At 72.9% G+C, this 21,816-nt stretch carries 17 protein-coding genes; 11 read left to right on the top strand and 6 right to left on the bottom strand.

Translation table 11 applies throughout. The annotated features are described in order from the left end of the window. Nucleotides 1-40: 40 nt before the first annotated feature. A complete protein-coding gene (locus FHD63_RS05440; RefSeq protein ID WP_420853122.1) occupies nt 41-931 on the bottom strand; it encodes an oxygenase MpaB family protein in 891 nt (296 codons plus the stop codon). A gap of 208 nt (nt 932-1,139) precedes the next feature. Between FHD63_RS05440 and FHD63_RS05435 the strand changes: the two genes are divergently transcribed. Beyond that, the gene (locus FHD63_RS05435; RefSeq protein ID WP_139720766.1) at nt 1,140-2,084 is read left to right on the top strand and encodes an aldo/keto reductase; all 945 of its coding nucleotides are present in this window, start codon (nt 1,140-1,142) and stop codon (nt 2,082-2,084) included. A 115-nt stretch (nt 2,085-2,199) separates the two neighbouring features. On the opposite strand, the gene FHD63_RS05430 is transcribed toward FHD63_RS05435, so the two are convergent. Beyond that, the gene (locus tag FHD63_RS05430; protein WP_139720763.1) at nt 2,200-4,599 is read right to left on the bottom strand and encodes a xanthine dehydrogenase family protein molybdopterin-binding subunit; all 2,400 of its coding nucleotides are present in this window, start codon (nt 4,597-4,599) and stop codon (nt 2,200-2,202) included. A 52-nt stretch (nt 4,600-4,651) separates the two neighbouring features. On the opposite strand from FHD63_RS05430, the gene FHD63_RS05425 reads away from it, so the two are divergent. Further along, nucleotides 4,652-5,827 carry an acyl-CoA dehydrogenase family protein gene (locus FHD63_RS05425; protein WP_139722999.1) on the top strand — a complete coding sequence of 392 codons (1,176 nt, stop codon included), beginning with the start codon at nt 4,652-4,654 and terminating at the stop codon, nt 5,825-5,827. Nucleotides 5,828-5,835: 8 nt separating this feature from the next. Here FHD63_RS05425 and FHD63_RS05420 read toward each other — a convergent pair whose 3' ends face one another. Continuing rightward, a complete protein-coding gene (locus FHD63_RS05420; protein WP_158296711.1) occupies nt 5,836-8,106 on the bottom strand; it encodes an acyltransferase family protein in 2,271 nt (756 codons plus the stop codon). A 14-nt stretch (nt 8,107-8,120) separates the two neighbouring features. Further along, entirely contained in the window at nt 8,121-9,107 is a 987-nt protein-coding gene (locus FHD63_RS05415; protein ID WP_202978416.1) for a LacI family DNA-binding transcriptional regulator, read from the bottom strand. 134 nt (nt 9,108-9,241) lie between these two features. On the opposite strand from FHD63_RS05415, the gene araB reads away from it, so the two are divergent. The 6 genes from araB to mmsB all read left to right on the top strand — a co-directional run bounded on the left by araB (nt 9,242) and on the right by mmsB (nt 17,245). Then, the gene (araB, locus tag FHD63_RS05410) at nt 9,242-10,954 is read left to right on the top strand and encodes a ribulokinase (RefSeq protein WP_139720756.1); all 1,713 of its coding nucleotides are present in this window, start codon (nt 9,242-9,244) and stop codon (nt 10,952-10,954) included. Next, nucleotides 10,951-11,682, top strand: a complete 732-nt coding sequence (locus FHD63_RS05405; protein ID WP_139720755.1) for an L-ribulose-5-phosphate 4-epimerase — start codon at nt 10,951-10,953, stop codon at nt 11,680-11,682. Before araB ends, FHD63_RS05405 begins: the two co-directional genes overlap by 4 nt. Continuing rightward, nucleotides 11,679-13,193 carry an L-arabinose isomerase gene (araA, locus tag FHD63_RS05400; protein WP_139720753.1) on the top strand — a complete coding sequence of 505 codons (1,515 nt, stop codon included), beginning with the start codon at nt 11,679-11,681 and terminating at the stop codon, nt 13,191-13,193. The genes FHD63_RS05405 and araA overlap by 4 nt, the downstream gene beginning before the upstream one ends. Before the next feature lie 81 nt (nt 13,194-13,274). Then, nucleotides 13,275-14,432 carry a multiple monosaccharide ABC transporter substrate-binding protein gene (chvE, locus tag FHD63_RS05395; protein WP_139722998.1) on the top strand — a complete coding sequence of 386 codons (1,158 nt, stop codon included), beginning with the start codon at nt 13,275-13,277 and terminating at the stop codon, nt 14,430-14,432. A 99-nt stretch (nt 14,433-14,531) separates the two neighbouring features. Further along, on the top strand, nt 14,532-16,076 hold the full coding sequence (gene mmsA / locus FHD63_RS05390) for a multiple monosaccharide ABC transporter ATP-binding protein (RefSeq protein WP_139720751.1): 1,545 nt from the start codon (nt 14,532-14,534) through the stop codon (nt 16,074-16,076). Continuing rightward, the gene (gene mmsB, locus FHD63_RS05385; protein WP_139720749.1) at nt 16,073-17,245 is read left to right on the top strand and encodes a multiple monosaccharide ABC transporter permease; all 1,173 of its coding nucleotides are present in this window, start codon (nt 16,073-16,075) and stop codon (nt 17,243-17,245) included. Before mmsA ends, mmsB begins: the two co-directional genes overlap by 4 nt. On the opposite strand, the gene FHD63_RS05380 is transcribed toward mmsB, so the two are convergent. Both FHD63_RS05380 and FHD63_RS05375 read right to left on the bottom strand, forming a co-directional pair. After that, nucleotides 17,218-17,661 (bottom strand): TMEM164 family acyltransferase, encoded by a 444-nt coding sequence (locus tag FHD63_RS05380; protein ID WP_202978415.1) that lies wholly within the window; start codon nt 17,659-17,661, stop codon nt 17,218-17,220. The two genes, mmsB and FHD63_RS05380, sit on opposite strands and share 28 nt — an antisense overlap. Nucleotides 17,662-17,762: 101 nt before the next feature. Beyond that, on the bottom strand, nt 17,763-18,581 hold the full coding sequence (locus tag FHD63_RS05375; RefSeq protein ID WP_275100635.1) for a L,D-transpeptidase family protein: 819 nt from the start codon (nt 18,579-18,581) through the stop codon (nt 17,763-17,765). 179 nt (nt 18,582-18,760) lie between these two features. Here FHD63_RS05375 and FHD63_RS05370 point away from each other — a divergent pair, with 179 nt between their 5' ends. The 3 genes from FHD63_RS05370 to FHD63_RS05360 are packed head-to-tail and all read left to right on the top strand — an operon-like array spanning nt 18,761 to nt 21,805. Next, a complete protein-coding gene (locus FHD63_RS05370; protein WP_139720748.1) occupies nt 18,761-20,062 on the top strand; it encodes an ABC transporter substrate-binding protein in 1,302 nt (433 codons plus the stop codon). Then, nucleotides 20,062-20,970 carry a carbohydrate ABC transporter permease gene (locus FHD63_RS05365; RefSeq protein ID WP_139720746.1) on the top strand — a complete coding sequence of 303 codons (909 nt, stop codon included), beginning with the start codon at nt 20,062-20,064 and terminating at the stop codon, nt 20,968-20,970. Before FHD63_RS05370 ends, FHD63_RS05365 begins: the two co-directional genes overlap by 1 nt. Nucleotide 20,971: 1 nt before the next feature. Continuing rightward, nucleotides 20,972-21,805 carry a carbohydrate ABC transporter permease gene (locus tag FHD63_RS05360; protein ID WP_139720744.1) on the top strand — a complete coding sequence of 278 codons (834 nt, stop codon included), beginning with the start codon at nt 20,972-20,974 and terminating at the stop codon, nt 21,803-21,805. Nucleotides 21,806-21,816 lie beyond the last annotated feature (11 nt).

Here is a 21,816-nt window from a genome sequence, read left to right as displayed (position 1 = left end):
TGCTCCGGCGCGTGCGTCTGCTCCGACGCGGACGCCGGGCTCACGCGGCCTCCTGCCGCGCCCGCCCCACCCCGGCCATCGCCCAGCGCACGGTGGAGGTGCTGGCCCGACCCAGGGGCGACAGCACGGCGCGGGACAGGACGGGTGAGGTCGGCAGCCCCAGCTCGGAGCGCGCCCACGGCGGCAGCAGGGCGACGCCCCCCGCCGCGATGGCCCAGTAGCCGGGGCGCGAGGCGAGCGGCAGCGGCGGCTCGGCGAGGAGGAAGCGTGCCGCCTCCCGCGCCGCCTCGGTCGCCTCCAGCTCGGGACGGTATGCCGCAAGGGTCTCGCGCAGCTCGCGCACCGTCGCCGGCGGGGCCGGGACCCCGAGGTGCCGGGCGGAGACGCCCGCCTGGGCGACGTAGCGGTCGGCCTCCTCCTCGGTCAGCGGGGATCCCGAGAAGGCCTGGAAGCCGTCGAGGAAGGAGACCGCCTCGGCGACGTGCACCCACGTGAGCAGGTGCGGGTCCGAGGCACGGTAGGGCCGCCCGAAGGCGTCCTTGCCGCGCACCCGCTCGTGGATCCCCCGGACGTGGCCGATCGTGGCCAGGGCGTGCTCGACGGTGCCGAAGGTCGTCGCCGCGAGGTAGGTGCTCGTGCGCTGCAGCCGTCCCCACGGGTCTCCCTTGTAGCCGGAGTGTCCCGCGACCCCCGCCATGGCCATGGGGTGCAGCATCTGCAGGAGGAGCGCGGCGACACCACCCGGGAACATGGAGGCGTCGGCGTGCACCCGCCAGACCGGGTCCTGCGGGGTGAACCACCGCTCCCCCGGGGTGTCCCAGATCACCGACGCCCGCTGCTGCGCGTCGTCCCCGGCCACGCGGGAGCGCAGGGCCGACCCGAGGGCGCTCTGCAGCCGACCGATCATCGAGGACCTCACCTTCACCGACATAGGACAGAGGCTGGACAAAGACGTGACAACAGCACTATCGCACGGCTGCTGCCGCCCGTCCACGCGGTCCGGTCCCACCACCCCCTGCGCGCCACGCCCCACCCGGAGGACCGACCCAGGCCGACCGCCACCCCACCCGGAGGACCGACCCAGGCCGACCGTCGCCCCACCCGGCGGCCCCCGCCACCGACTTGTAGTGTCGGGCGTCATGCGCACCCCCACCTTCCCCGGCACCGACCGCACCTTCCTGCCGATCAACCTCGGCGGCAACCCCTTCGGCTGGACCTCCTCCGCCGAGGCCAGCGAGGCGGTGCTGGACGCCTTCCTCGCCGCCGGCGGGTCCTTCGTCGACACCGCCGACGCCTACTCCGCCTGGGCCGAGGGCCACGAGGGCGGCGAGTCCGAGCGCATCCTGGGTCGGTGGATGGCCGAGCGCGGCAACCGGGACGAGGTCCTCGTCGCGACCAAGGTCGGGAAGAAGCCGGGCCGGGAGGGCCTGGCCCACGACTCCGTCATGGCCGCCCTGGAGGAGTCCCTGGAGCGGCTGCAGACCGACCGGATCGACCTCTACTACGCCCACGCCGACGACGAGTCGGTGGCCATCGAGGACCAGGTGGCGACCTTCGACGAGGCCGTGCGCAGCGGCAAGGTGGGGGCCGTCGGCCTGTCGAACTACTCCCCCGCCCGGCTGCGCGAGTTCATGGAGGCCGCCGCGGCGCAGGACGCCGCGCTCCCGACCGCGATCCAGCCCCGCTACAGCCTGGTCTCCCGATCGGGCTACGAGAACGACCTCGCGCCGCTCGTCGCGGAGTTCGACCTCGCCGTGTTCTGCTACCCCGCACTGGCCTCCGGCTTCCTCACCGGCAAGTACCGCACCGAGGAGGACTTCGCCGGCAACGCCCGCGGCGGCGCCGCCCGACGGTATGCCGAGGCCGGCGGCCTCGCGGTCGTGGACGCCCTGGTGGCGGTCGCGGACCGGCACGGTGTCGCCCCGGCGTCGGTGGCTCTGGCCTGGCTCCTGGACCGGGGCGTCACCGCCCCCATCGCCTCCGCCTCCCGCCCCGAGCAGCTGGAGCCGCTGCTGGCGGCCACCCGGCTCGAGCTCGACGAGCAGGACCGCGCCGAGCTGGACGAGGCCTCGGCGAGCTTCTGACCTGAGCCACCGCCGGGCCGGGCGAGTCCCGCCGGGCCGTGCCGTGCTGCGCCGTGCGCCGTCTCGCACCGACGAGCGCGAGGATCCGACGTGCAGGTGCGGGAGCGTACCGGGCTCAGACCTCGACGTCGTCGACGGCGTCGAGGTCGGGAAGGTCGTCGAAGAGGGCCGGCGGCTCGCGCCAGGGGTCGTGCTCGCCACGGGCGGCGTCCTGGACCGCCCGGTAGACCCGCTCCGGGGTGCACGGCAGGTCGACGTGCCGCACCCCGAGGTGGGCGAGCGCGTCGACGACGGCGTTCTGCACCGCGGGGGTCGACCCCACGGTGGCCGCCTCGCCGATCCCCTTGGCCCCCAGCGGGTTGCGGTCGGTGGGGGTCTGGGTGAGGCTCGCCTCGAGCTGCACGAGGTCGGCGGCCGTGGGCAGCGTGTAGTCGGCGAAGGTGCCGGTGACCGGGTTGCCGAGCTCGTCGTAGCGGAACTCCTCGAAAAGCGCCTGCGCGATCCCCTGGACGCACCCGCCGTGCTGCTGGCCGCGCACGAGCAGCGGGTTGACGACGGTGCCGCAGTCGTCCACCGCGACGTGGCGCAGCAGCCGCACCGCACCGGTCTCCACGTCCACCTCCACGACGCTGACGTGGGTGCCGAACGGGAAGGTCGCCCCGTCCTGCGAGAAGTCGTGGTCGACGCCGAGCCCCTCACCGCGCTCGTGCGCCTGCTCCGCGACGGCGTCCCAGGTGAGCGTGGCGCCGGGGACCCCGCGCACCCCGAAGCTGCCGTCGACGAGCTCGACGTCGGCCTCGGCGACCTCCAGGAGCTCGGCGGCCAGGCCGGTCGCCTGCTCGCGCAGCTCCACGGCCGCCTCCAGCACCGCGCTCCCGCCCAGCTGCAGCGACCGCGCCCCGCCGGTGCCGCCGCCGGAGCGGACCCGGGCGGTGTCGGACTGCACGTAGCTCACGCGGTCCAGCGGCAGCCCGAGCTGGTCGGCCACCAGCATGGAGAAGGCCGTGGCGTGACCCTGACCGTGGGCCGAGGTGCCGGCCATGACGGTGAGCGAGCCGTCCCGGTCCACCCGGATGCCGGCATACTCGGTGCCGCCGAACCCGGTGATCTCGACGTAGCTCGCGATCCCCACCCCCAGCTGCCAGGGGCTGCCCGTCTCCCGCCGCCGCCGCTGCTCGCGCCGCAGCTCCTCGACGCCCGCCACCTCGAGGGCCCTCTCCAGGGCCGTGGCGTAGTCACCGGTGTCGTAGCGGGCACCGAACTTGGTGGTGTGCGGGAAGTCGCCGACCGCGACGAAGTTGCGACGGCGGAACTCCTCCGGGGCGAGCCCGCTCTCCCGCGCCGCGTGGTCCATCGCCCGCTCCACCATCGCCGCGGCCTCCGGACGGCCGGCCCCCCGGAAGGCCCCGGTCGGGGCGGTGTTGGTCATGACCGAGACCGCGTCGTAGCGCAGCCGCGGGATGACGTAGGACCCCTCGGACATCGTCCGGGTCGAGCCGCTGGCGAAGGACCCGCCGAAGCCGGCGTAGGCGCCGCAGTCCCCCACCAGCCGCGCGCGCATCCCGGTGATCCGCCCGTCCTCGTCCAGCCCGACCTCGACGTACTGCACCTGGCCGCGGCTGGTCATCGACAACATCGTCTCGCTGCGCGTCTCCACCCACCGCACCGGTCGTCCGAGGCGGCAGCTGGCGCGCACCACGGCCGCGTGCTCCGGGATGATCCCGGCCTTGCCGCCGAAGGCGCCGCCGACGTGCGGGGCCCGCACCCGGACCGCGTCCCGGGGCAGACCGGTCCACCGCACCAGCAGGCGCTGGGCCAGGTGCGGGTGCTGCGTGCCCAGGACGACGTCCAGACCGCCGACCTCCGGGGACCCCTCGCCGTCTGCGCCACCGGTCAGGGCGGGCCGGACGAGGATGCCGTGGCCCTCGATCGGGCTGGTCGCCATCCGGTTGTTCTCCATGCGCAGCCGCGCCACCCGGTGGGCGCCGGCGAGGACGTCCTGCTCGCCGTCCGGGTCCTTGACGGCGAGCACGAGGTTGCTGCCGAGCTCGGGGAACTGCCGGGGTGCCTGCTCGGACACGGCCTCCTCGAGGTCGACCACCGCGTCCAGCTCCTCGTAGTCGACGTCGACGAGGTCGGCCGCGTCGACGGCCGCCACCCGGCTGCGCGCCACGACGAGGGCGACCGGGTCCCCCACGAAGCGCACCCGGCCGGTGGCCAGGGCGGTCCGCGCCACCCGGTCGTGGATCTGCGCGAACGGCGGGACGGGGTCCGTGCCGAGGTCGTCGGCGGTGAAGACCCCCACCACCCCGGGGGCCGACGCGGCCTCGGAGGTGTCGATCCCGGCCAGGCGCGCGTGCGCCACCGGGCTGCGCACGAACACGGCGTGCAGGATGTCCGGGTCGTCGAGGTCGAGGTCGCCGACGAAGGTGCCCCGCCCGCGCAGGAGGTCGGGGTCCTCCACCCGGCGCACCTCGGTGCCGAGGATGGACGTCCCGCGCTGAAGATCGGTCATGGCCTCCATCCTGCCTCCTCGTCCGGGGGTCGGCGAGCGGCATGATGGGGGTATGCCCGACCCCCAGCCGGACCTGCTCGACCTCGACTCCCTGCTCGACGACGACGAACGCGCCGTGCGCGACTCGGTCGCCGCGGCGTGCGCCGAGCACGTGGTCCCGCACGTCGCCGGGTGGTTCGAGGCCGGCCACGTGGAGCACGGGCTCGTGCGCGAGCTGGCGCGGGAGTTCGGCCGGCTGGGGCTGCTGGGGATGCACCTGGAGGGCTACGGGTGCGCGGGCATGAGCGCGGTCGACTACGGCCTGGCCTGCACCGAGCTGGAGGCCGTCGACTCCGGCGTCCGCTCCCTGGTGTCCGTCCAGGGGTCCCTGGCCATGCACGCCATCCACGCCTACGGCAGCGAGGAGCAGCGGCAGGGCTGGCTGCCCGGGATGGCCTCCGGGGAGACCATCGGCTGCTTCGGGCTCACCGAGCCCGACCACGGCTCGGACCCGGGCTCGATGACCACCCGGGCGCGGCGGGACGGCACCGACTGGGTCCTCGACGGGGCGAAGACCTGGATCACCAACGCCCCCCTCGCCGACGTGGCGGTGGTGTGGGCCCGCACCGAGGACGGCATCCGCGGCTTCGTCGTGCCCACCTCCACCACGGGGGTCTCCACCCCGACCATCGAGCGGAAGATGTCGCTGCGGGCCTCGGTGACCGGCGAGGTGGTGCTCGAGGGGGTGCGGCTGCCGCAGGACGCGGTGCTGCCCGGCGTCCGCGGGCTCAAGGGGCCGCTGTCCTGCCTGTCGGAGGCGCGGTACGGCATCGTCTGGGGGTCCATGGGGGCGGCCCGCTCGGCCCTGACCACGGCGTTGGCGTATGCCGCCACCCGCGAGCAGTTCGACCGTCCGATCAGCGCCTTCCAGCTCACCCAGGCCAAGCTGGCCCGCATGCACCAGTCCTGGGCCACCGGCATGCTGCTCGCGCTGCACCTGGGCCGGCTCAAGGACCGCTCCGGCCTGCGCCCCGAGCAGGTGAGCGTCGGCAAGCTCAACAACGTCGGCGCGGCGCTGGAGGTCTGCCGCACCGCCCGCACCATCCTCGGGGCCAACGGCGTCTCCGGGGACTACCCGCTCATGCGCCACATGGCCAACCTCGAGTCCGTCCTCACCTACGAGGGCACCGAGGAGATGCACACCCTCGTCGTCGGCCAGGCCCTCACCGGCCAGCAGGCCTACCGGTAGCCGTCCGGCTAGCGGCCCGTGGGGGCCGCGTCCGCTCCCGCGGTGACGCCGAGCCGGTCGAAGGCCGCCTCCAGCCGGTCGCCCAGCACGTCGGCGAGCGACCGGGCATACGTGTCGGTGATGTGGCTCCCCTGGCGGTAGACGAGCACCCCGCCGACCACCGGCGGGCACCGGTCCTCGCCGGGGCAGACCCAGTCGTTCATGGTGACGAAGGTCGAGCCGGGGACCTCCTCCACCGCGCGCAGCAGCGGCCCGGTGCCGCTGCCCTCGTTGGCCTCGAAGCTGCAGCGGTCCAGGTCGTCACGGTGGTCGGCGACGCAGGCGTAGACCTGCAGGTCCCCCGGCTGCGGCGTGTCCGCCACCGCGACCACCGGGACACCGGCGGCCGTCACCTCGCGCCAGCGCTGCGCCATCCCCGCGGCGAGCGCCGGACCGGACGGCTCGCCGTCCTCGTCGAGGCCCTGCGACTTCACCGAGGAGGTCAGCACGACGTCCGGGGGCTCCGCCACCAGGCGCCGCGCCACCCTCGCCCCCCAGTCGAGGCAGGCCTGCGCCTGCGCCCCCTCCTCGAACTCGACCGGGGTGGCGCTCCAGGGGCAGGCCGACCGGTAGTAGACGTCGACCCGCCACCCCCGCTGCTCGCCGAGCTCGTCCAGCGCCCCCGTCCACTGGGCGATCTTGGAGTCGCCGACCACGGCGACGTGCAGGTCGCCCTCCGGGTCCCCGAAGGCGCAGCGCAGCACCTCCTCGCCGGTCGCGTCACAGTCCTGCCGGTAGAGCGCCGGCAGGTCACGCGTCGCCTCCAGCGGGTCCGGGGTGATGGAGGAGGGTGCGAGGTCGAGGCCGTCGAGGTCGGGCGAGGGTGCTCCCTCGGTGCCGGACGGCGCCTCGCGGCCCCCCGCCCCACCCGCGTCCGTCTCCGCACCGTCGCCGCCCGCACCGTCCCCGAGGTCGCCCCCCGAGGCTCCCGCCAGGCCCCCGAGCCGCTCCCCGGCGCGGCGGCCGTCGCCGGCCAGCACCGGGGGACCGTCGCCGCGGTCACCCGCCAGGGCGGCCGCGCCGTCGGCGTCGGCGGCGGCCGCCTCGTTGGCGCGGACCTGACGGTCGACCTCGCGCACCAGCTGCCAGCCCGCGCCCGCCGCCAGGACCGTGCACAGCGCCCCCACGGCCAGCCCGGCCGCCGGACGCGCCCAGCGGCCGCGGGCGTGGCGCACCGGCTGCTCGACCAGCAGGTACCCCAGAGTGGCCGGCACCACGCTCAGCAGCACCACCCCCAGGCCCGCCCAGACCGACAGCTGCCCCCACCTTGCCTCCGCCACGACCAGCAGCGGCCAGTGCCAGAGGTACAGCGAGTAGGACAACGCCCCCGTCCACTGCAGCAGGGCCGCGCGGTGGACCCGCACCGGCCCGGACGACTCCGACGCCCGCACCCCGCCGACCAGCGCGGCCGCCGTGCCGAGGGTCGGGACCAGCGCCGCCCACCCGGGCCAGGGGGTCTGTGCGTCGGTGAGCACGGCCCCCGCCAGGACCACGGCCGGGCCGCCCCACGCCAGCGCCGTCGCGAGTGGGACGGGGACGCGCGACCACCAGGCGCTCCCCAGCGCCACCAGCGCCCCGACCCCGAGCTGCCAGAGCCGGGTGGAGGTGACGAAGTAGGCCTCCGGGGGGCTGGCGGTGCTCAGGTGCACCGCCCAGCCGAAGGACGGCAGGACCACGGCCACGGCCAGCAGGACCGCGGTGAGCGGGACCGGGCCGCGGCCGCGCCGGCGCGCGACCCAGGCGGCGAGGAGGAGCAGCAGCGGCCACAGGAGGTAGAACTGCTCCTCCACCGCGAGCGACCAGTACTGCTGGACCGGGGAGTCGACCGAGTCCTCGGCCAGGTAGTCCACGGAACGGTCCGCCAGCCGCCAGTTCACGACGTAGAGCCCGGAGGTGACGATGTCCCACCCGGTCTCGCGCCAGCGCACCTGCGGGAGCAGGGTGAGGGTGAGCAGCGCCGTGGTGACCAGGACGAGGGCCGAGGCCGGGAGCAGGCGCCGGGCCCGGCGCGACCAGAACCGCCGCAGGTCCACCGTCCCGCTGCGCAGCAGCTCGGACACGAGCAGCCCGGTGATGACGTAGCCGGAGATGACGAAGAAGACGTCCACCCCGGCGAAACCGCCGGGGAGCCAGGGCACCCCGGCGTGGTAGAGCAGGACGAGGAGCACGGCGAGGGCGCGCAGCCCCTGGATGTCGGCCCGGTAGCCCGGCGGGACCACACGACCACCGAGCCTGCTCACCCGGGGGAGTCTAGTCAGCCCTTCCCGCGCCGGGACACGCTCGACCGCGAGACGAGGCGGGGCGGGATGAGCAGCTCCGCCGCGTCCCCTCCCCCCTCCAGCAGCGACACCAGACGCTCCACCGCCGCGGCACCGACGGCGTCGAACTGCTGCTCGACCGTGCTGAGCGCCGGCTGCAGCCACCCGCTCTCGGGCGTGTTGTCGTAGCCGATGACGCTCACCCGGCCGGGCACCTCGACGCCCGCGCGGTGCAGCGCCGCCATGAGGCCGAGCGCCATGGAGTCGTTCGCGGCGAACACCGCGTCGACCTCGCCCCAGCGCGGGTGCTCCAGCAGCTCCAGCCCGGCCCGGTAGCCCGACTCGGGGCTCCAGTCGCCCACCCAGGTGGGGCCGGTCCCCACCCCGGCCGCCTCCATCCGGTCCGCCCAGCCCGCGGTGCGCTGCCGGGCCTCCCCCCAGTCCGTCGGACCGCTGACGTGGGCCACGGTGCGCTGTCCGCAGTCCAGCAGGTGCTCGGCCACCAGCCGGCCTCCGGCCTCGTTGTCGCTCGCGACGAAGGGCACGTCGTCACCGAGCCGGCCCTCGACCGCCACCACGGGCAGCTGGGCGGGGAGTCCGTCGACCATCCGCGCCTGCCCGTCGGTGGGCGCGATGACGGCCACCCCCTCGACGTCCCGGCTCAGCACCTCCTCGAGGACGGCGTCCACCTGGCCGGCGTCCAGCCCGTGCGCCGACACGATCTGGGCCGCGTAGCCGCTGCGCCGGGCCGCGGCCTCGATGCTCAGCAGCATGGACATCGGGCCGAAGAGCGGCCCCATGAAGCTGACGACCCCGAGGGACCGCGTGCGCCGCACCGCGAGGTTGCGGGCGGTCCCGCTGGGCCGGTAGCCCAGCCGCGCCATCGCGCGGCGCACCCGGTCCACCGTCTCCGGACGCACCTGCGGGCTGTCGTTGACGACCCGCGACACCGTCTGGTGGGACACGCCGGCGGCGGCCGCCACGTCATACATGGTCGTGCGTCGACCCAACCCGTCCATCACCTCTCCGTCCGCTCGGCGACCATCCTGCACCGTTCGTCGCAGCTGCGACGAGGGGCCTTTGACAAACCAGATGTTAGCGGTAACCTCTTCGTCTTGTGAGCGGTAACAACATCTTCGTCGTCGGCGTCGACTTCGGCACCCTGTCCGGCCGCGCCGTGGTCGTGCGGGTCCAGGACGGGACCGTGGTCGGCAGCGCTGCGCACCCCTACCCCCACGGGGTGATGGAGGCCGAGCTGACCGCCGGCCCGGCCGCCGCCGAGGGTCGTCCCGCGCCGCTGCCGCCCGACTGGGCGCTGCAGGTCGCCCACGACTACGTCGAGGTCCTCGCGCACGCCGTCCCCGCGGCGCTCGCCGCGGCCCGTGACGCGCACGGGGTGCGGGCCGAGGACGTCGTGGGCATCGCGACCGACTTCACCGCCTGCACCATGGTCCCCACCACGTCCGACGGCACCCCGTTGAGCGAGCTCCGGGAGCTCGCGGACCGCCCGCACGCCTACGTCAAGCTGTGGAAGCACCACGCGGCGCAGCCGCACGCCGACCGCATCAACGCCCTGGCCCACGGACGGGGGGAGGCGTGGATCGCCCGCTACGGCGGGCTCATCTCCTCGGAGTGGGAGTTCGCCAAGGGGCTGGAGCTCCTCGAGGACGACCCCGAGGTCTACGCGGCCACCGAGCGCTGGGTCGAGGCGGCCGACTGGATCGTCTGGCAGCTGTCCGGCCGCTACGTGCGCAACGCCTGCACCGCGGGCTACAAGGGCATCCGGCAGGACGGCCGCTACCCCGACCGCGACTTCCTGGCCGCGCTCGACCCCGGGTTCGCCGACTTCGTCACCGACAAGCTGGACCAGCCGATCGGGGAGCTGGGCGACGCGGCGGGGCGGCTGAGCGCGCGGGCGGCGGCGTGGACCGGCCTGCCCGAGGGGATCACCGTCGCCGTCGGCAACGTCGACGCCCACGTCACCGCCCCCGCGGCCGGCGCCGTCGAGCCCGGCCAGATGGTGGCCATCATGGGCACCTCGACCTGCCACGTCATGAACGGTGAGGTCCTCCGGGAGGTCCCCGGGATGTGCGGCGTCGTCGAGGGCGGCATCGTGCCGGGACTGTGGGGGTACGAGGCCGGTCAGTCCGGCGTCGGCGACATCTTCGGCTGGTTCGTCGAGCACGGCGTGCCCCCGGCCTACCACGAGGAGGCGCGCCGGCAGGGCGTGTCGGTGCACGAGCTGCTCACCGACCTCGCCTCCCGGCAGCGGGTGGGCGAGCACGGGCTCGTCGCGCTGGACTGGCACAGCGGCAACCGGTCGGTCCTCGTCGACCACGAGCTGTCCGGGCTGGTCGTCGGCCAGACGCTGGCCACGCGGCCCGAGGACACCTACCGCGCGCTGCTCGAGGCGACGGCGTTCGGCACCCGCGTCATCGTCGAGGCCTTCGTCGAGGCGGGCGTGCCCGTGACCGAGTTCATCGTCGCCGGGGGGCTGCTCAAGAACCCTCTGCTCATGCAGATCTACGCCGACGTCACCCGGCTGCCCATCTCGACCATCGCGACCGACCAGGGCCCGGCGCTGGGGTCGGCCCTGCACGCGGCCGTCGCGGCCGGGGAGTATGCCGACATCCGCGCCGCGGCGCGTGCCATGGGCCGGGTGGACCGCGCGGTCTACACCCCCGACGAGGAGGCGGCCCGCGGCTACGACGCGCTCTTCGCCGAGTACCGCGCGCTGCACGACCACTTCGGTCGCGGGGGCACCGAGGTCATGCACCGGCTGCGCGCCCTGCGGCGGGCCGCCCGGGCCGGAGCGGGGTCGGCGGCATGAGCCTGCAGTCCTTCTCCCGTGAGGTCCGGGGCCGGATCGCCGAGGTCCGGGAGGTCGTGTCCCGCCTGCACGACGAGCTGCCCCGGTGGGACCTGGTCGTCTGGACGGCCGGCAACGTCTCGCAGCGGGTCCCCGGCACCGACCTCTTCGTCATCAAGCCCTCCGGCGTGCGCTACGACGAGCTCTCGCCGGAGGTCATGGTCGTCTGCGACCTCGACGGCGAGCTCGTCGACGGCGCGCACCGTCCCAGCTCCGACACCGCGGCCCACGCCTACGTCTACCGGCATCGGCCGGATGTCGGCGGCGTCGTGCACACCCACTCCCCCTACGCCACGGCCTGGGCGGCGCTGGGCGAGGAGATCCCCTGCGCCCTCACCATGATGGCCGACGAGTTCGGGGGTCCGGTCCCCATCGGCCCGTTCGCGCTCATCGGGGACGACTCGATCGGCCGCGGCATCGTGGAGACCCTGCGCGGGTCGCGCAGCCCGGCGGTCCTCATGCGCAGCCACGGTCCGTTCACCGTCGGTGTCGACGCCCGGGCCGCGGTCAAGGCTGCGGTCATGGTGGAGGAGGTCGCCCGGACCCTCCACCTCGCCCGACAGCTCGGTCCCCTCACCCCTCTCGACCAGCGCGACGTCGACGCCCTCTACGACCGCTACCAGAACGTCTACGGCCAGGCACCCGCCGCGCCGACCGCCGAGCCGCACCAGGAGCAGGAACCAGCATGAGCGCGCAGCCCCGCACCGAGGACGCCGAGATCTGGTTCTGCACCGGCAGCCAGCACCTCTACGGCGAGGAGACCCTGCGGCAGGTCGCCGAGCAGAGCCAGGCCATCGCCCGCGCGCTGGACGACGCCGACGCCGTCCCCGTCCGGGTCGTCTGGAAGCCCGTGCTGACCGACCGGGAGGCGATCCACCGTCTCGCCCTGGAGGCCAACGCGCACGAGGGCTGCCTCGGGCTCATCGCCTGGATGCACACCTTCTCCCCCGCCAAGATGTGGATCGCCGGCCTGGCCGCCCTGGACCGCCCGCTGCTGCACCTGCACACCCAGGCCAACGTCGAGCTGCCCTGGTCGACCATCGACTTCGACTTCATGAACCTCAACCAGGCCGCCCACGGGGACCGCGAGTTCGGCTACCTGCAGACCCGGATGGGCGTGCGGCGCAGCACCGTCGTCGGGCACGTCTCCCACGAGCCCGTCCAGCGCCGCGTCGGCGACTGGGCCCGGGCGGCCGCCGGCTGGGCCGCGACCCGCTCGCTGCGGCTGGCCCGGTTCGGCGACAACATGCGCAACGTGGCCGTGACCGAGGGCGACAAGACCGAGGCCGAGATCCGGCTGGGCGTCTCGGTCAACACGTGGGGCGTCAATGACCTGGTGGCCGCGGTCGCCGAGGTGGGCGACCCCGAGGTCGACGCGCTCGTCGACGAGTACCTCGACCTCTACGACGTGGCACCCGAGCTGCGTCCCGGTGGGGACCGGGCGGAGTCGCTGCGCGACGGCGCCCGCCAGGAGGTGGCGCTGCGCACCCTGCTGGAGTCCCTCGGCGCCACCGCCTTCACCACGACCTTCGAGGACCTGGGCGGCCTGAAGCAGCTGCCCGGCCTCGCGGTCCAGCGCCTCATGGCCGCCGGCTACGGCTTCGGCGCCGAGGGCGACTGGAAGACCGCCGTCCTCGTGCGCGCCGCCAAGGTCATGGGCGCCGGGCTGCCCGGCGGGGCCTCCCTCATGGAGGACTACACCTACGACCTCACCCCCGGTGCGGAGAAGGTCCTCGGGGCCCACATGCTCGAGATCTGCCCGTCCCTGACGACCTCCCGGCCGCGCCTCGAGGTGCACCCGCTCGCCATCGGCGACCGTGAGGACCCGGTCCGCCTGGTCTTCCACGCCGACCCCGGACCCGGGGTGGTGGTGGCGATGACCGACATGCGGGACCGTTTCCGGCTCACCGCCAACGCGGTCGACGTCGTCGCCCCGGACGCCCCGCTGCCCCACCTTCCCGTCGCCCACGCCGTCTGGCGCCCGCAGCCGGACCTCGCCACCTCGGCGGAGGCCTGGCTCACCGCCGGCGCGGCCCACCACACCGTCCTCAGCACCCAGGTGGGCGTGCCGGTCATCGAGGAGTGGGCCGCGATGTCGGGCACCGAGCTGCTGGTCATCGACCAGGACACCACCACCCGCGGGTTCGCCCGCGAGGTGCGCTGGAACCAGGCCTACCACCGCCTCGCGCAGGGCGTCTGAGGCGACCGCACCGCATACCCACCCGCACGACCACCGTCCGACCCCCGCACCCGCGGGACCACACCCAAGGAGACACCCATGATGATCCGTAGGTACACCGCCATCGCCGCCGGTGCGACGCTCGCCCTCAGCCTCGCGGCCTGCGGCGGCGAGGGCGCGGGCAGCGGCAGCGCCGACGAGGGCGGCGCGTCCGGGGACGGAGGGGGGGAGGGCGGCACCGTGGGTGTCGCCATGCCCACCCAGACCTCCGAGCGCTGGATCGCCGACGGCAACGCCGTCGAGGCCGGGCTCACCGAGGCGGGCTACGACGTCGACCTGCAGTTCGCCAACGACGACATCCCCACCCAGAGCCAGCAGATCGACCAGATGATCACCAACGGGGCCGACGCCCTGGTCATCGCCGCCATCGACGGCACCGCGCTGTCCAGCCAGCTCGACGCCGCCGCCGCCGCGGGCATCCCGGTCATCTCCTACGACCGGCTCATCCGGGACAGCGAGAACGTCGACTTCTACGTCACCTTCGACAACTACAACGTCGGTGTGCAGCAGGCCACCGCGCTGCTGGTCGGGCTCGGCGTCCTCAACGAGGACGGCTCCGAGGGCGACGCGGAGGGACCCTTCAACATCGAGCTGTTCGCCGGGTCGCTGGACGACAACAACGCCCACTTCTTCTGGGACGGGGCGATGGACACGCTCCAGCCCTACATGGAGGACGGCACCCTCGAGGTGCCCTCGGGCCAGACCGACATCGAGCAGGCGGCCACGCTGCGCTGGCAGCAGGAGACCGCGCAGCGCCGCATGGAGGACCTGCTCACCAGCACCTACAGCGACGGCACCGAGCTGCACGGCGTGCTCTCGCCCTACGACGGCCTGTCCCGCGGCATCATCACCGCGCTCCGCAACGACGGCATGGGCGACACCATCGAGGACGGGCTGCCTGTCGTCACCGGCCAGGACGCCGAGATCGCCTCGGTGAAGCTCATCGCCGACGGCGTCCAGCAGTCGACCATCTTCAAGGACACCCGCAAGCTCGCCGACCAGGCCGTCGTCACGGTCGAGGCGTACATGGCCGGCGAGGAGGCGGAGGCCAACGACACCGAGAGCTACGACAACGGCGTCAAGGTCGTCCCCTCCTACCTGCTGGAGTCCGACGTGGTCTACCAGGACAACATCACCGAGCTGCTCATCGACTCGGGCTACTGGACCCAGGAGGAGGTCGACTCCGGCGTCGCCGAGTGACCCTCCTGCCCGACCGCTCCTGACCCGTCGCGTCCGACGACGGGTCAGGGGCGCCCCTTCCCCACCGCGCACCCGCGCGGTCCCCCCGTGAGGAGCTCCATGAGCGACACCATCCTGGAGATGCGTGGGATCACCAAGACGTTCCCCGGCGTGAAGGCGCTGGAGGACGTGACCCTGGAGGTCCGGCGCGGTGAGATCCACGCCATCTGCGGCGAGAACGGCGCCGGCAAGTCGACCCTGATGAAGGTGCTGTCCGGGGTCTACCCGCACGGCACCTACGAGGGCGACATCCTCCTGGACGGCGACCCCGTCCGCTTCTCCTCGATCAACGACAGCGAGGAGAAGGGGATCGTCATCATCCACCAGGAGCTCGCCCTGGTGCCGCACCTGTCGATCGCCGAGAACATGTACCTCGGCAACGAGCGGCGCGGCCGCGGCGGCCTCATCGACTGGCACCGGACCAACCGCGACGCCACCGAGCTCATGCAGCGGGTGGGTCTGCGCGAGCTGCCGGTGACCCGGATCGGCCACATCGGAGTGGGCAAGCAGCAGCTGGTCGAGATCGCCAAGGCGCTGTCCAAGGACGTGCGCCTGCTCATCCTGGACGAGCCGACGGCGGCCCTCAACGACAACGACTCCGAGCACCTGCTCGGGCTGCTGCGCCAGCTCCGGGACCAGGGGGTCACCTGCATCATGATCTCGCACAAGCTGGGCGAGATCGCCGACATCGCCGACCGGACGACGATCATCCGGGACGGCCGCACGATCGAGACGCTGGACATGAGCGAGCCGGGGGCCACCCAGGACCGGATCATCCGCGGGATGGTCGGGCGGGACATGGAGCACCGCTACCCCGAGCGCGAGCCGCACGTGGGCGAGGAGATGCTGCGGGTCGAGGACTGGCGGGTGCACCACCCCACGCAGGCCGACCGGCTGGTCATCGAGGACGCCAGCTTCTCGGTCCGGGCCGGCGAGGTCGTCGGGATCGCCGGCCTCATGGGTGCCGGGCGCACCGAGCTGATGATGAGCATCTTCGGCCGCAGCTACGGCCGTGGGATCTCCGGCCGCGTGCTCAAGCAGGGCCAGGAGATCGACGTGTCGACCGTCTCCCGGGCGATCGGCCACGGCATCGCCTACGCCACCGAGGACCGCAAGGCCTACGGGCTCAACCTCATCGACGACGTGCGGCACAACACCTCGGCCGCGGGCCTGGACAAGCTGTCCCGGCTCGGCTGGGTCAACGGGCTGGAGGAGCTCAAGGTCGCCCAGGACTACCGGCGCGACCTCAACACCCGCACCCCCAGCGTCCTCAACAGCGTGGGCAAGCTCTCCGGCGGCAACCAGCAGAAGGTCGTGCTGGCCAAGTGGCTGTTCACCGACCCCGACGTGCTCATCCTCGACGAGCCCACCCGCGGCATCGACGTGGGGGCCAAGTACGAGATCTACACGATCATCAACCGCATGGTGGCGGCCGGCAAGGCGGTCGTCGTCATCTCCTCCGAGCTGCCCGAGCTGCTCGGCATCAGCGACCGCATCTACACCCTGGCCTTCGGCCGGATCACCGGTGAGCTGCCGGTCGCCGAGGCCACCCAGGAACGCCTCATGTCACTCATGACCATGGACAAGGAAGGTGCCGCCCGATGACCGGGACGCTCAACCTCAAGGACCTGCTCACCAGCAACATCCGTCAGAGCGGCATCCTGCTGGCGCTGGTGGTGATCGTCGGCTTCTTCTCGGTCCTGCACCCCAGCTTCCTCACGCCGGGCAACCTCACCAACATCGTGCTGCAGTACTCCTACATCCTCATCCTGGCGATCGGGATGATCATCGTCATCATCGGCGGGCACATCGACCTGTCCGTCGGGTCCCTCGTGGCCCTGACCGGGGCGACCGCGGCGGTGGTCTCGATCCGCAGCGGTATGCCGTGGTGGGTCGGGGTGCTCGCGGCCCTCGCGGTGGGCGTGCTGGCCGGGTGCTGGCAGGGGTTCTGGGTCGCCTACGTCGGGATCCCCGCCTTCATCGTCACCCTCGCGGGGATGCTCATCTTCCGCGGCCTGACCTTCCAGGTCCTGGACAACGTGTCGCTGTCCCCCTTCGGCGGCACCTACTACCAGATCGCCAACGGGTTCCAGAACGGCATCCTGGGCGGCTACGGCGTGGACGTCTTCACGCTCGTGATCTTCGCCGTCGCCGTCCTCGGGTATGCCGTGAACGCCTGGCGCCAGCGCCGGGCCGCGGTCTCCTACGAGCAGGAGGTCGGGGCGCTGCCGCTGTTCGTGCTGAAGATCGTGGCGGTCGGCGCGGTGGTCATGTGGTTCGGCTACCAGCTCGCCCAGAGCCGCGGCCTGCCCAACGTGCTCATCCTGCTCGCGGTCCTCATCCTCATCTACGGGCTCGTCACGCAGAAGACCGTCTTCGGCCGCAACGTCTACGCCATCGGCGGCAACCTCACCGCCGCCAAGCTCTCCGGCGTCAAGGTCAAGAAGGTCAACTTCCTCATCTTCGTCAACATGGGTCTGCTCTCCGGCATCGCCGGCGTCGTGTTCTCGTCCCGGATGAACGGTGCCCAGCCGGGCGCCGGCAACATGTTCGAGCTGGACGCAATCGCCGCCTGCTTCATCGGCGGGGCCGCGGTGACCGGAGGCGTGGGCCGGGTCACCGGGGCCATGATCGGCGGCCTCATCATGGCCGTCATGTCCAACGGCATGCAGCTCATGGGTGCCGACCAGTCCACCCAGCAGCTGGTCAAGGGCCTGGTGCTGCTGCTCGCGGTCGCCTTCGACGTCTACAACAAGCGGCGCGCCGGCAGCTGAGCCAGCCGGCTCACGGCATACCCCAGCCAGAAGAGCGCGAGGGTCGCGAGGACCGAGGCCAGGAGGTAGCCCGGTTGCCCGAGCCAGGGCAGCAGCGGGCGCTCGCGCTGGTAGAAGTAGTTGCCGTCGAAGGCCGCGTTGGCGGCGACCGCGACGCAGAGGTAGAGGCCGAACCAGCCGAACGCCCGCCAGAGGGCTGGGACGGAGGGTCGCCAGTCCGTCGTGAGCCAGGCCAGCGCGGGCAGCAGCAGCGTGACGGCGTGGTTGACGAAGAAGCTCAGGCCCAGCAGCGTCGTCGGCGGCTGGATGTTCTGCGGGTAGGCAAAGCTGGCCCACGCCCACAGGCCGAAGGAGAACAGCACGTCCATGACCCGTCGGCTGCCGGTGAGCAGGCACGACGACGACGGCGAGTCCACGGCGCACACCGACGACGTGCTCGCGGACGAAGGACCGGCCCACGAGCAGGGTCACCGCGAGCGCGAGCAGGCCCAGGACGTAGACCAGTGCCCGGGCCGGCTCAGAGCACGACGACGCGGTGACCCATGGCCAGCAGGCCCTGGGACCAGAACATCTCCATGGCGTCCACCGAGATCCGGGCGCACCCGTGCGAGGCCGGGACGGGCGGGATGGACATCGATCCGTGCACGGCGTAGTTGCCGAAGTAGTACATGGGCCGGTACATCTTGCCCAGCTCGCCGTCCTGCCAGCCCTCGCTGTGGGTGAGCCACACCTGGAAGTCCCCGGTCGGGGTGCGCGCGTCGTACTCGTGGTCCTTGAAGGTGTACGGCTCGCCGTTGCCGGTCGAGGTGTTGAGCGTCATGAGCGTCGCTCCCCCGCGCACCACGAGCAGCAGCTGGGAGGCGAGGTGGACCTCGACGTGGTCGCCGCCGTAGGCCGGCGCCGGGCGGTAGCCGGTGGCCAGCGCCGCGCGGGTGCTCGGCCCCACGACACCGTCGCGCCACAGGCCGTGGGCCTTCTGCAGGGCCCACACGGCCTGCTGGGTCAAGTGGCCGAACCCGCCGTCAGGTGCGCCGCACCAGTAGCCGGCCGCCCCCAGCTGCTCCTGCAGCACCCAGACCGCCTCGCCCCCGCTGCCCCGCTCCAGGACCGGTGGGGGCGGCGACTCCACCGGCTCGGGCTCGGGTTCCGGGTCCGGCTCCGCCTCCACCGGCTCGGGCTCGGGCTCCGGCGGGAGCACGAACAGGCCCCCGTCGTCCTGCAGACCCCCGACGACGGCCCCCGTCATGAGCCCCGCACCGCCCTTGACCAGGGCCCGGCGGGGCAGCGGCGTGGTCCGCAGCCGCCCGGCCGCCCACGCATACCTCTGCCTGCGCATGTGTGTCCCCTTCCTCGCTTGCTGACCAGTAGACGCGGCCGCGGGACCCCGAGGTCCCCCGCCGCTCCTGGTGTTGCCGAATCGTGATGTCGAGGCGATCGCCCGCGCCCCGTCCCCGGCGCACGCCTATGCTGCACCTCACCCCAGGTTGTCACACCCATCGCCCCAGGAGGACCACCATGGCCCGCCCGCACCGACCGCTCCCGACCCTGTCCCGGCGGCGCATGCTCGCACTCGGCGGCGTCGGCGCGCTCGGCGCCTCGCTGGCCGCCTGCGGCGACAACACCGGGCGCGAGGGTTCCTCGGACCAGGACGCCGCGGGGTCGAGCGGCGGGCGGCCCAGCATCGCGCAGTGGTACCACCAGTACGGCGAGGAGGGGACGCAGGAGGCCGTGCGGCGGTATGCCGCGGACTACGAGGCCGCCGACGTCACCGTCTTCTGGAAGCCCGGGGACTACGACCAGACCACGGCCGCCTCGTTGCTCACCGACGCCGGCCCCGACGTCTTCGAGTACGGCAACGGGCCGACCATCGACATGATCCGCGGTGACCAGGTGGCCGACCTCACCGACCTGTTCGGCGACACCCTCGACGACTTCACCCCCTCCCTCATCGAGCGGATGACCTACGACGGCAAGATCTGGGCGGTCCCCCAGGTGCTGGACATGCAGGTCCTCGTCTACCGCAGGAGCATGCTCGAGGGGGCCGGCATCGACGCGCCGCAGCAGATCCCCGAGCTCGTCGCCGCCGCGCGCGAGCTGACCCGCGGCGACGTCAAGGGCCTCTTCCTCGGCAACGACGGCGGCGCCGGGCTGATGGGTGGTCCGATGCTGTGGGCGGCCGGCCTGGACTACCTGGACGGCGAGCAGGTCGGGTTCGACAGCGCCGGCGCACCGGAGGCGCTCTCGGTGCTGCGGACCCTGTGGACCGACGAGTCGCTGCTGCTGGGGCAGGCCAAGGACTGGTTCGACCCTGACGCCCTCATCTCCGGGCGGACGGCGATGCAGTGGACCGGGCTGTGGACCTTCCCCGCGATCAGCGACGCGCTGGGGGACGACTTCGGGGCCATCCCCTGGCCCTCGATGGAGGGCGGGTCGCCCTCGGTCCCCGTCGGGGCCTACGGCTCCTGCGTGTCCACCCGCGCCGCCGACGTGCAGGCGGCCAAGGACTTCGTGCGCTGGCTGTGGATCGACCAGACCGACAAGCAGCTCGACTTCGCCACGTCCTACGGCTTCCACGTGCCCTCTCGGGTCAGCCTGGTCCCGGAGGCCGACGTGCTGGCCTCGGGTCCCGCGGCGGACGCGGCCGGCTACGTCACCGAGTTCGGCCACGCCCAGACCCCGCTGCTGTGGACGCCGCAGTGCGCGACCGCCTGGAGCGACATGATGAGCCGGGTCGTGCGGGACGGGGCCGACCCGCAGGAGGAGCTGGACGCGCTGGTGCCCGTCGTCGAGGCCGAGCTGGAGCGGGTCACCGGCTGATGCTGGCGCGGCTGCGCGGTCGCCACGACGTCAACCTGTGGTTCTGGGTCTTCGTCGGCCCGTTCTTCGCCGGGCTGGTCCTGTTCATCTACGTGCCGATCGGCTGGAGCGTCTACCTCTCCTTCTTCGAGGCCTACAACACCGTCACCCCCACCGAGTTCGTCGGCCTGGCGAACTACCGCGACATGCTGGCGGACCCGGCCTTCCGTGACTCGCTGCTCACCTTCGTCGTCTTCGCCGCCTTCATCGTGCCGACGACCTTCGCGCTGTCCCTGCTCACCGCCCTGCTCGTGGCCCGGACCCGCGTCATGCAGGCGTTCTTCCGGTCCGTCTTCTTCCTGCCCGTCGCCTGCTCCTACGTCGTCGCGGCCCTGATCTGGAAGATGTCGATCTTCTCCGGCATGCGCTCGGGCGCGGCCAACGCCCTGCTCGGGCTCGTCGGCCTGGACCCGGTCCCGTGGCTCTCGATCACGGACCCGCCGTGGTACTGGCTCGTCATCGTTTCGGCCCGGCTGTGGCTGCAGGTGGGGTTCTACATGATCCTCTTCCTCGCCGCGCTGCAGCGGGTCCCGACCAACCTCTACGAGGCCGCGGCGATCGACGGCGCCGAGGGGTGGCAGGTCTTCCGGCACATCACCTGGCCGCAGCTGCTGCCGGCGTCCACGGCCGTGCTCCTGCTGCTGCTCATCAACGCCTTCCAGGCGTTCGACGAGTTCTACAACATCCTGGCCGGCTTCGGGGGCTACCCGCCGTACGCCCGGCCCCCGCTGGTGTACCTCTACTACACGGCGCTCGGCAGCGGGCAGAACTTCGGCGACGGCAGCGCGGGCGCCGTCATCCTCACGGTGCTCATCGCGGTGGTCGCGCTCGCCCAGACCCGCCTGCTGCGCCTCGGCGGGAGGGACTGACGTGCTGCACGAACGCCGCCGGTACGCCGTGCTGCGCTGGACCCTGCTGCTGCTCGGGACGGTCCTCTTCCTCCTCCCCTTCGCCCTGCTGCTGCGCGGTGCGCTCAGCACCGAGGCCGACCTGACCTCCGGCACCTGGCACTGGCTCCCGCCGACGTGGGAGTGGGGCAACCTCTCGGCCGTCCTCGACAACCAGACGGTTCCGCTGGGTCGGGCGCTGCTCAACAGCACCGTGATCGCGGTGAGCCAGACCGTCGGGGTGCTGGTGCTGTCCGGGATGGCCGGCTACGGGCTGGCCCGGATCCCCTACCGCTGGTCCGGGGTCGTGTTCTGGCTCATCACGGTCACCCTGCTCATCCCGGCCGCCGTGACCTTCGTCCCCAGCTTCGTCCTCGTCTCCTCCCTCGGGTGGATCTCCACGCTGCGCGGGCTCATCGTGCCCGGCCTCTTCCAGGCGCTGGCGACGTTCCTCTTCCGGCAGTTCTTCCTCTCCTTCCCACGGGAGATCGAGGAGGCCGCGGCCCTGGACGGGCTGTCCTGGTGGGGCACCTTCTGGCGGGTCGTCGTGCCCAACTCCGGTGGCTTCGCCGCGGCGATCGGCACCATCACCTTCATCGGCTCGTGGAACGCGTTCCTGTGGCCGCTGGTCATCGGCCGCACCCCCGAGTCCTGGACCGTGCAGGTGGCGCTGTCGACCTACCTCACCGCGCAGACCTCCCAGGTCAGCCTGCTCTTCATGGCCGCCCTCGTCGCCATCCTGCCGCTGCTGCTGATGTTCCTCCTCCTGCAGCGGTGGATCGTCCAGGGCGTCGAGCGCACCGGCATCAGCGACTGACCCGGCCGGGG

It is taken from the genome of Serinicoccus chungangensis, assembly GCF_006337125.1.
GTDB classification, from domain to species: Bacteria; Actinomycetota; Actinomycetes; order Actinomycetales; family Dermatophilaceae; genus Ornithinicoccus; species Ornithinicoccus chungangensis.
Note: the sequence above shows the minus strand (reverse complement) of the source record. Positions and strands in the feature narration are given on the sequence as shown.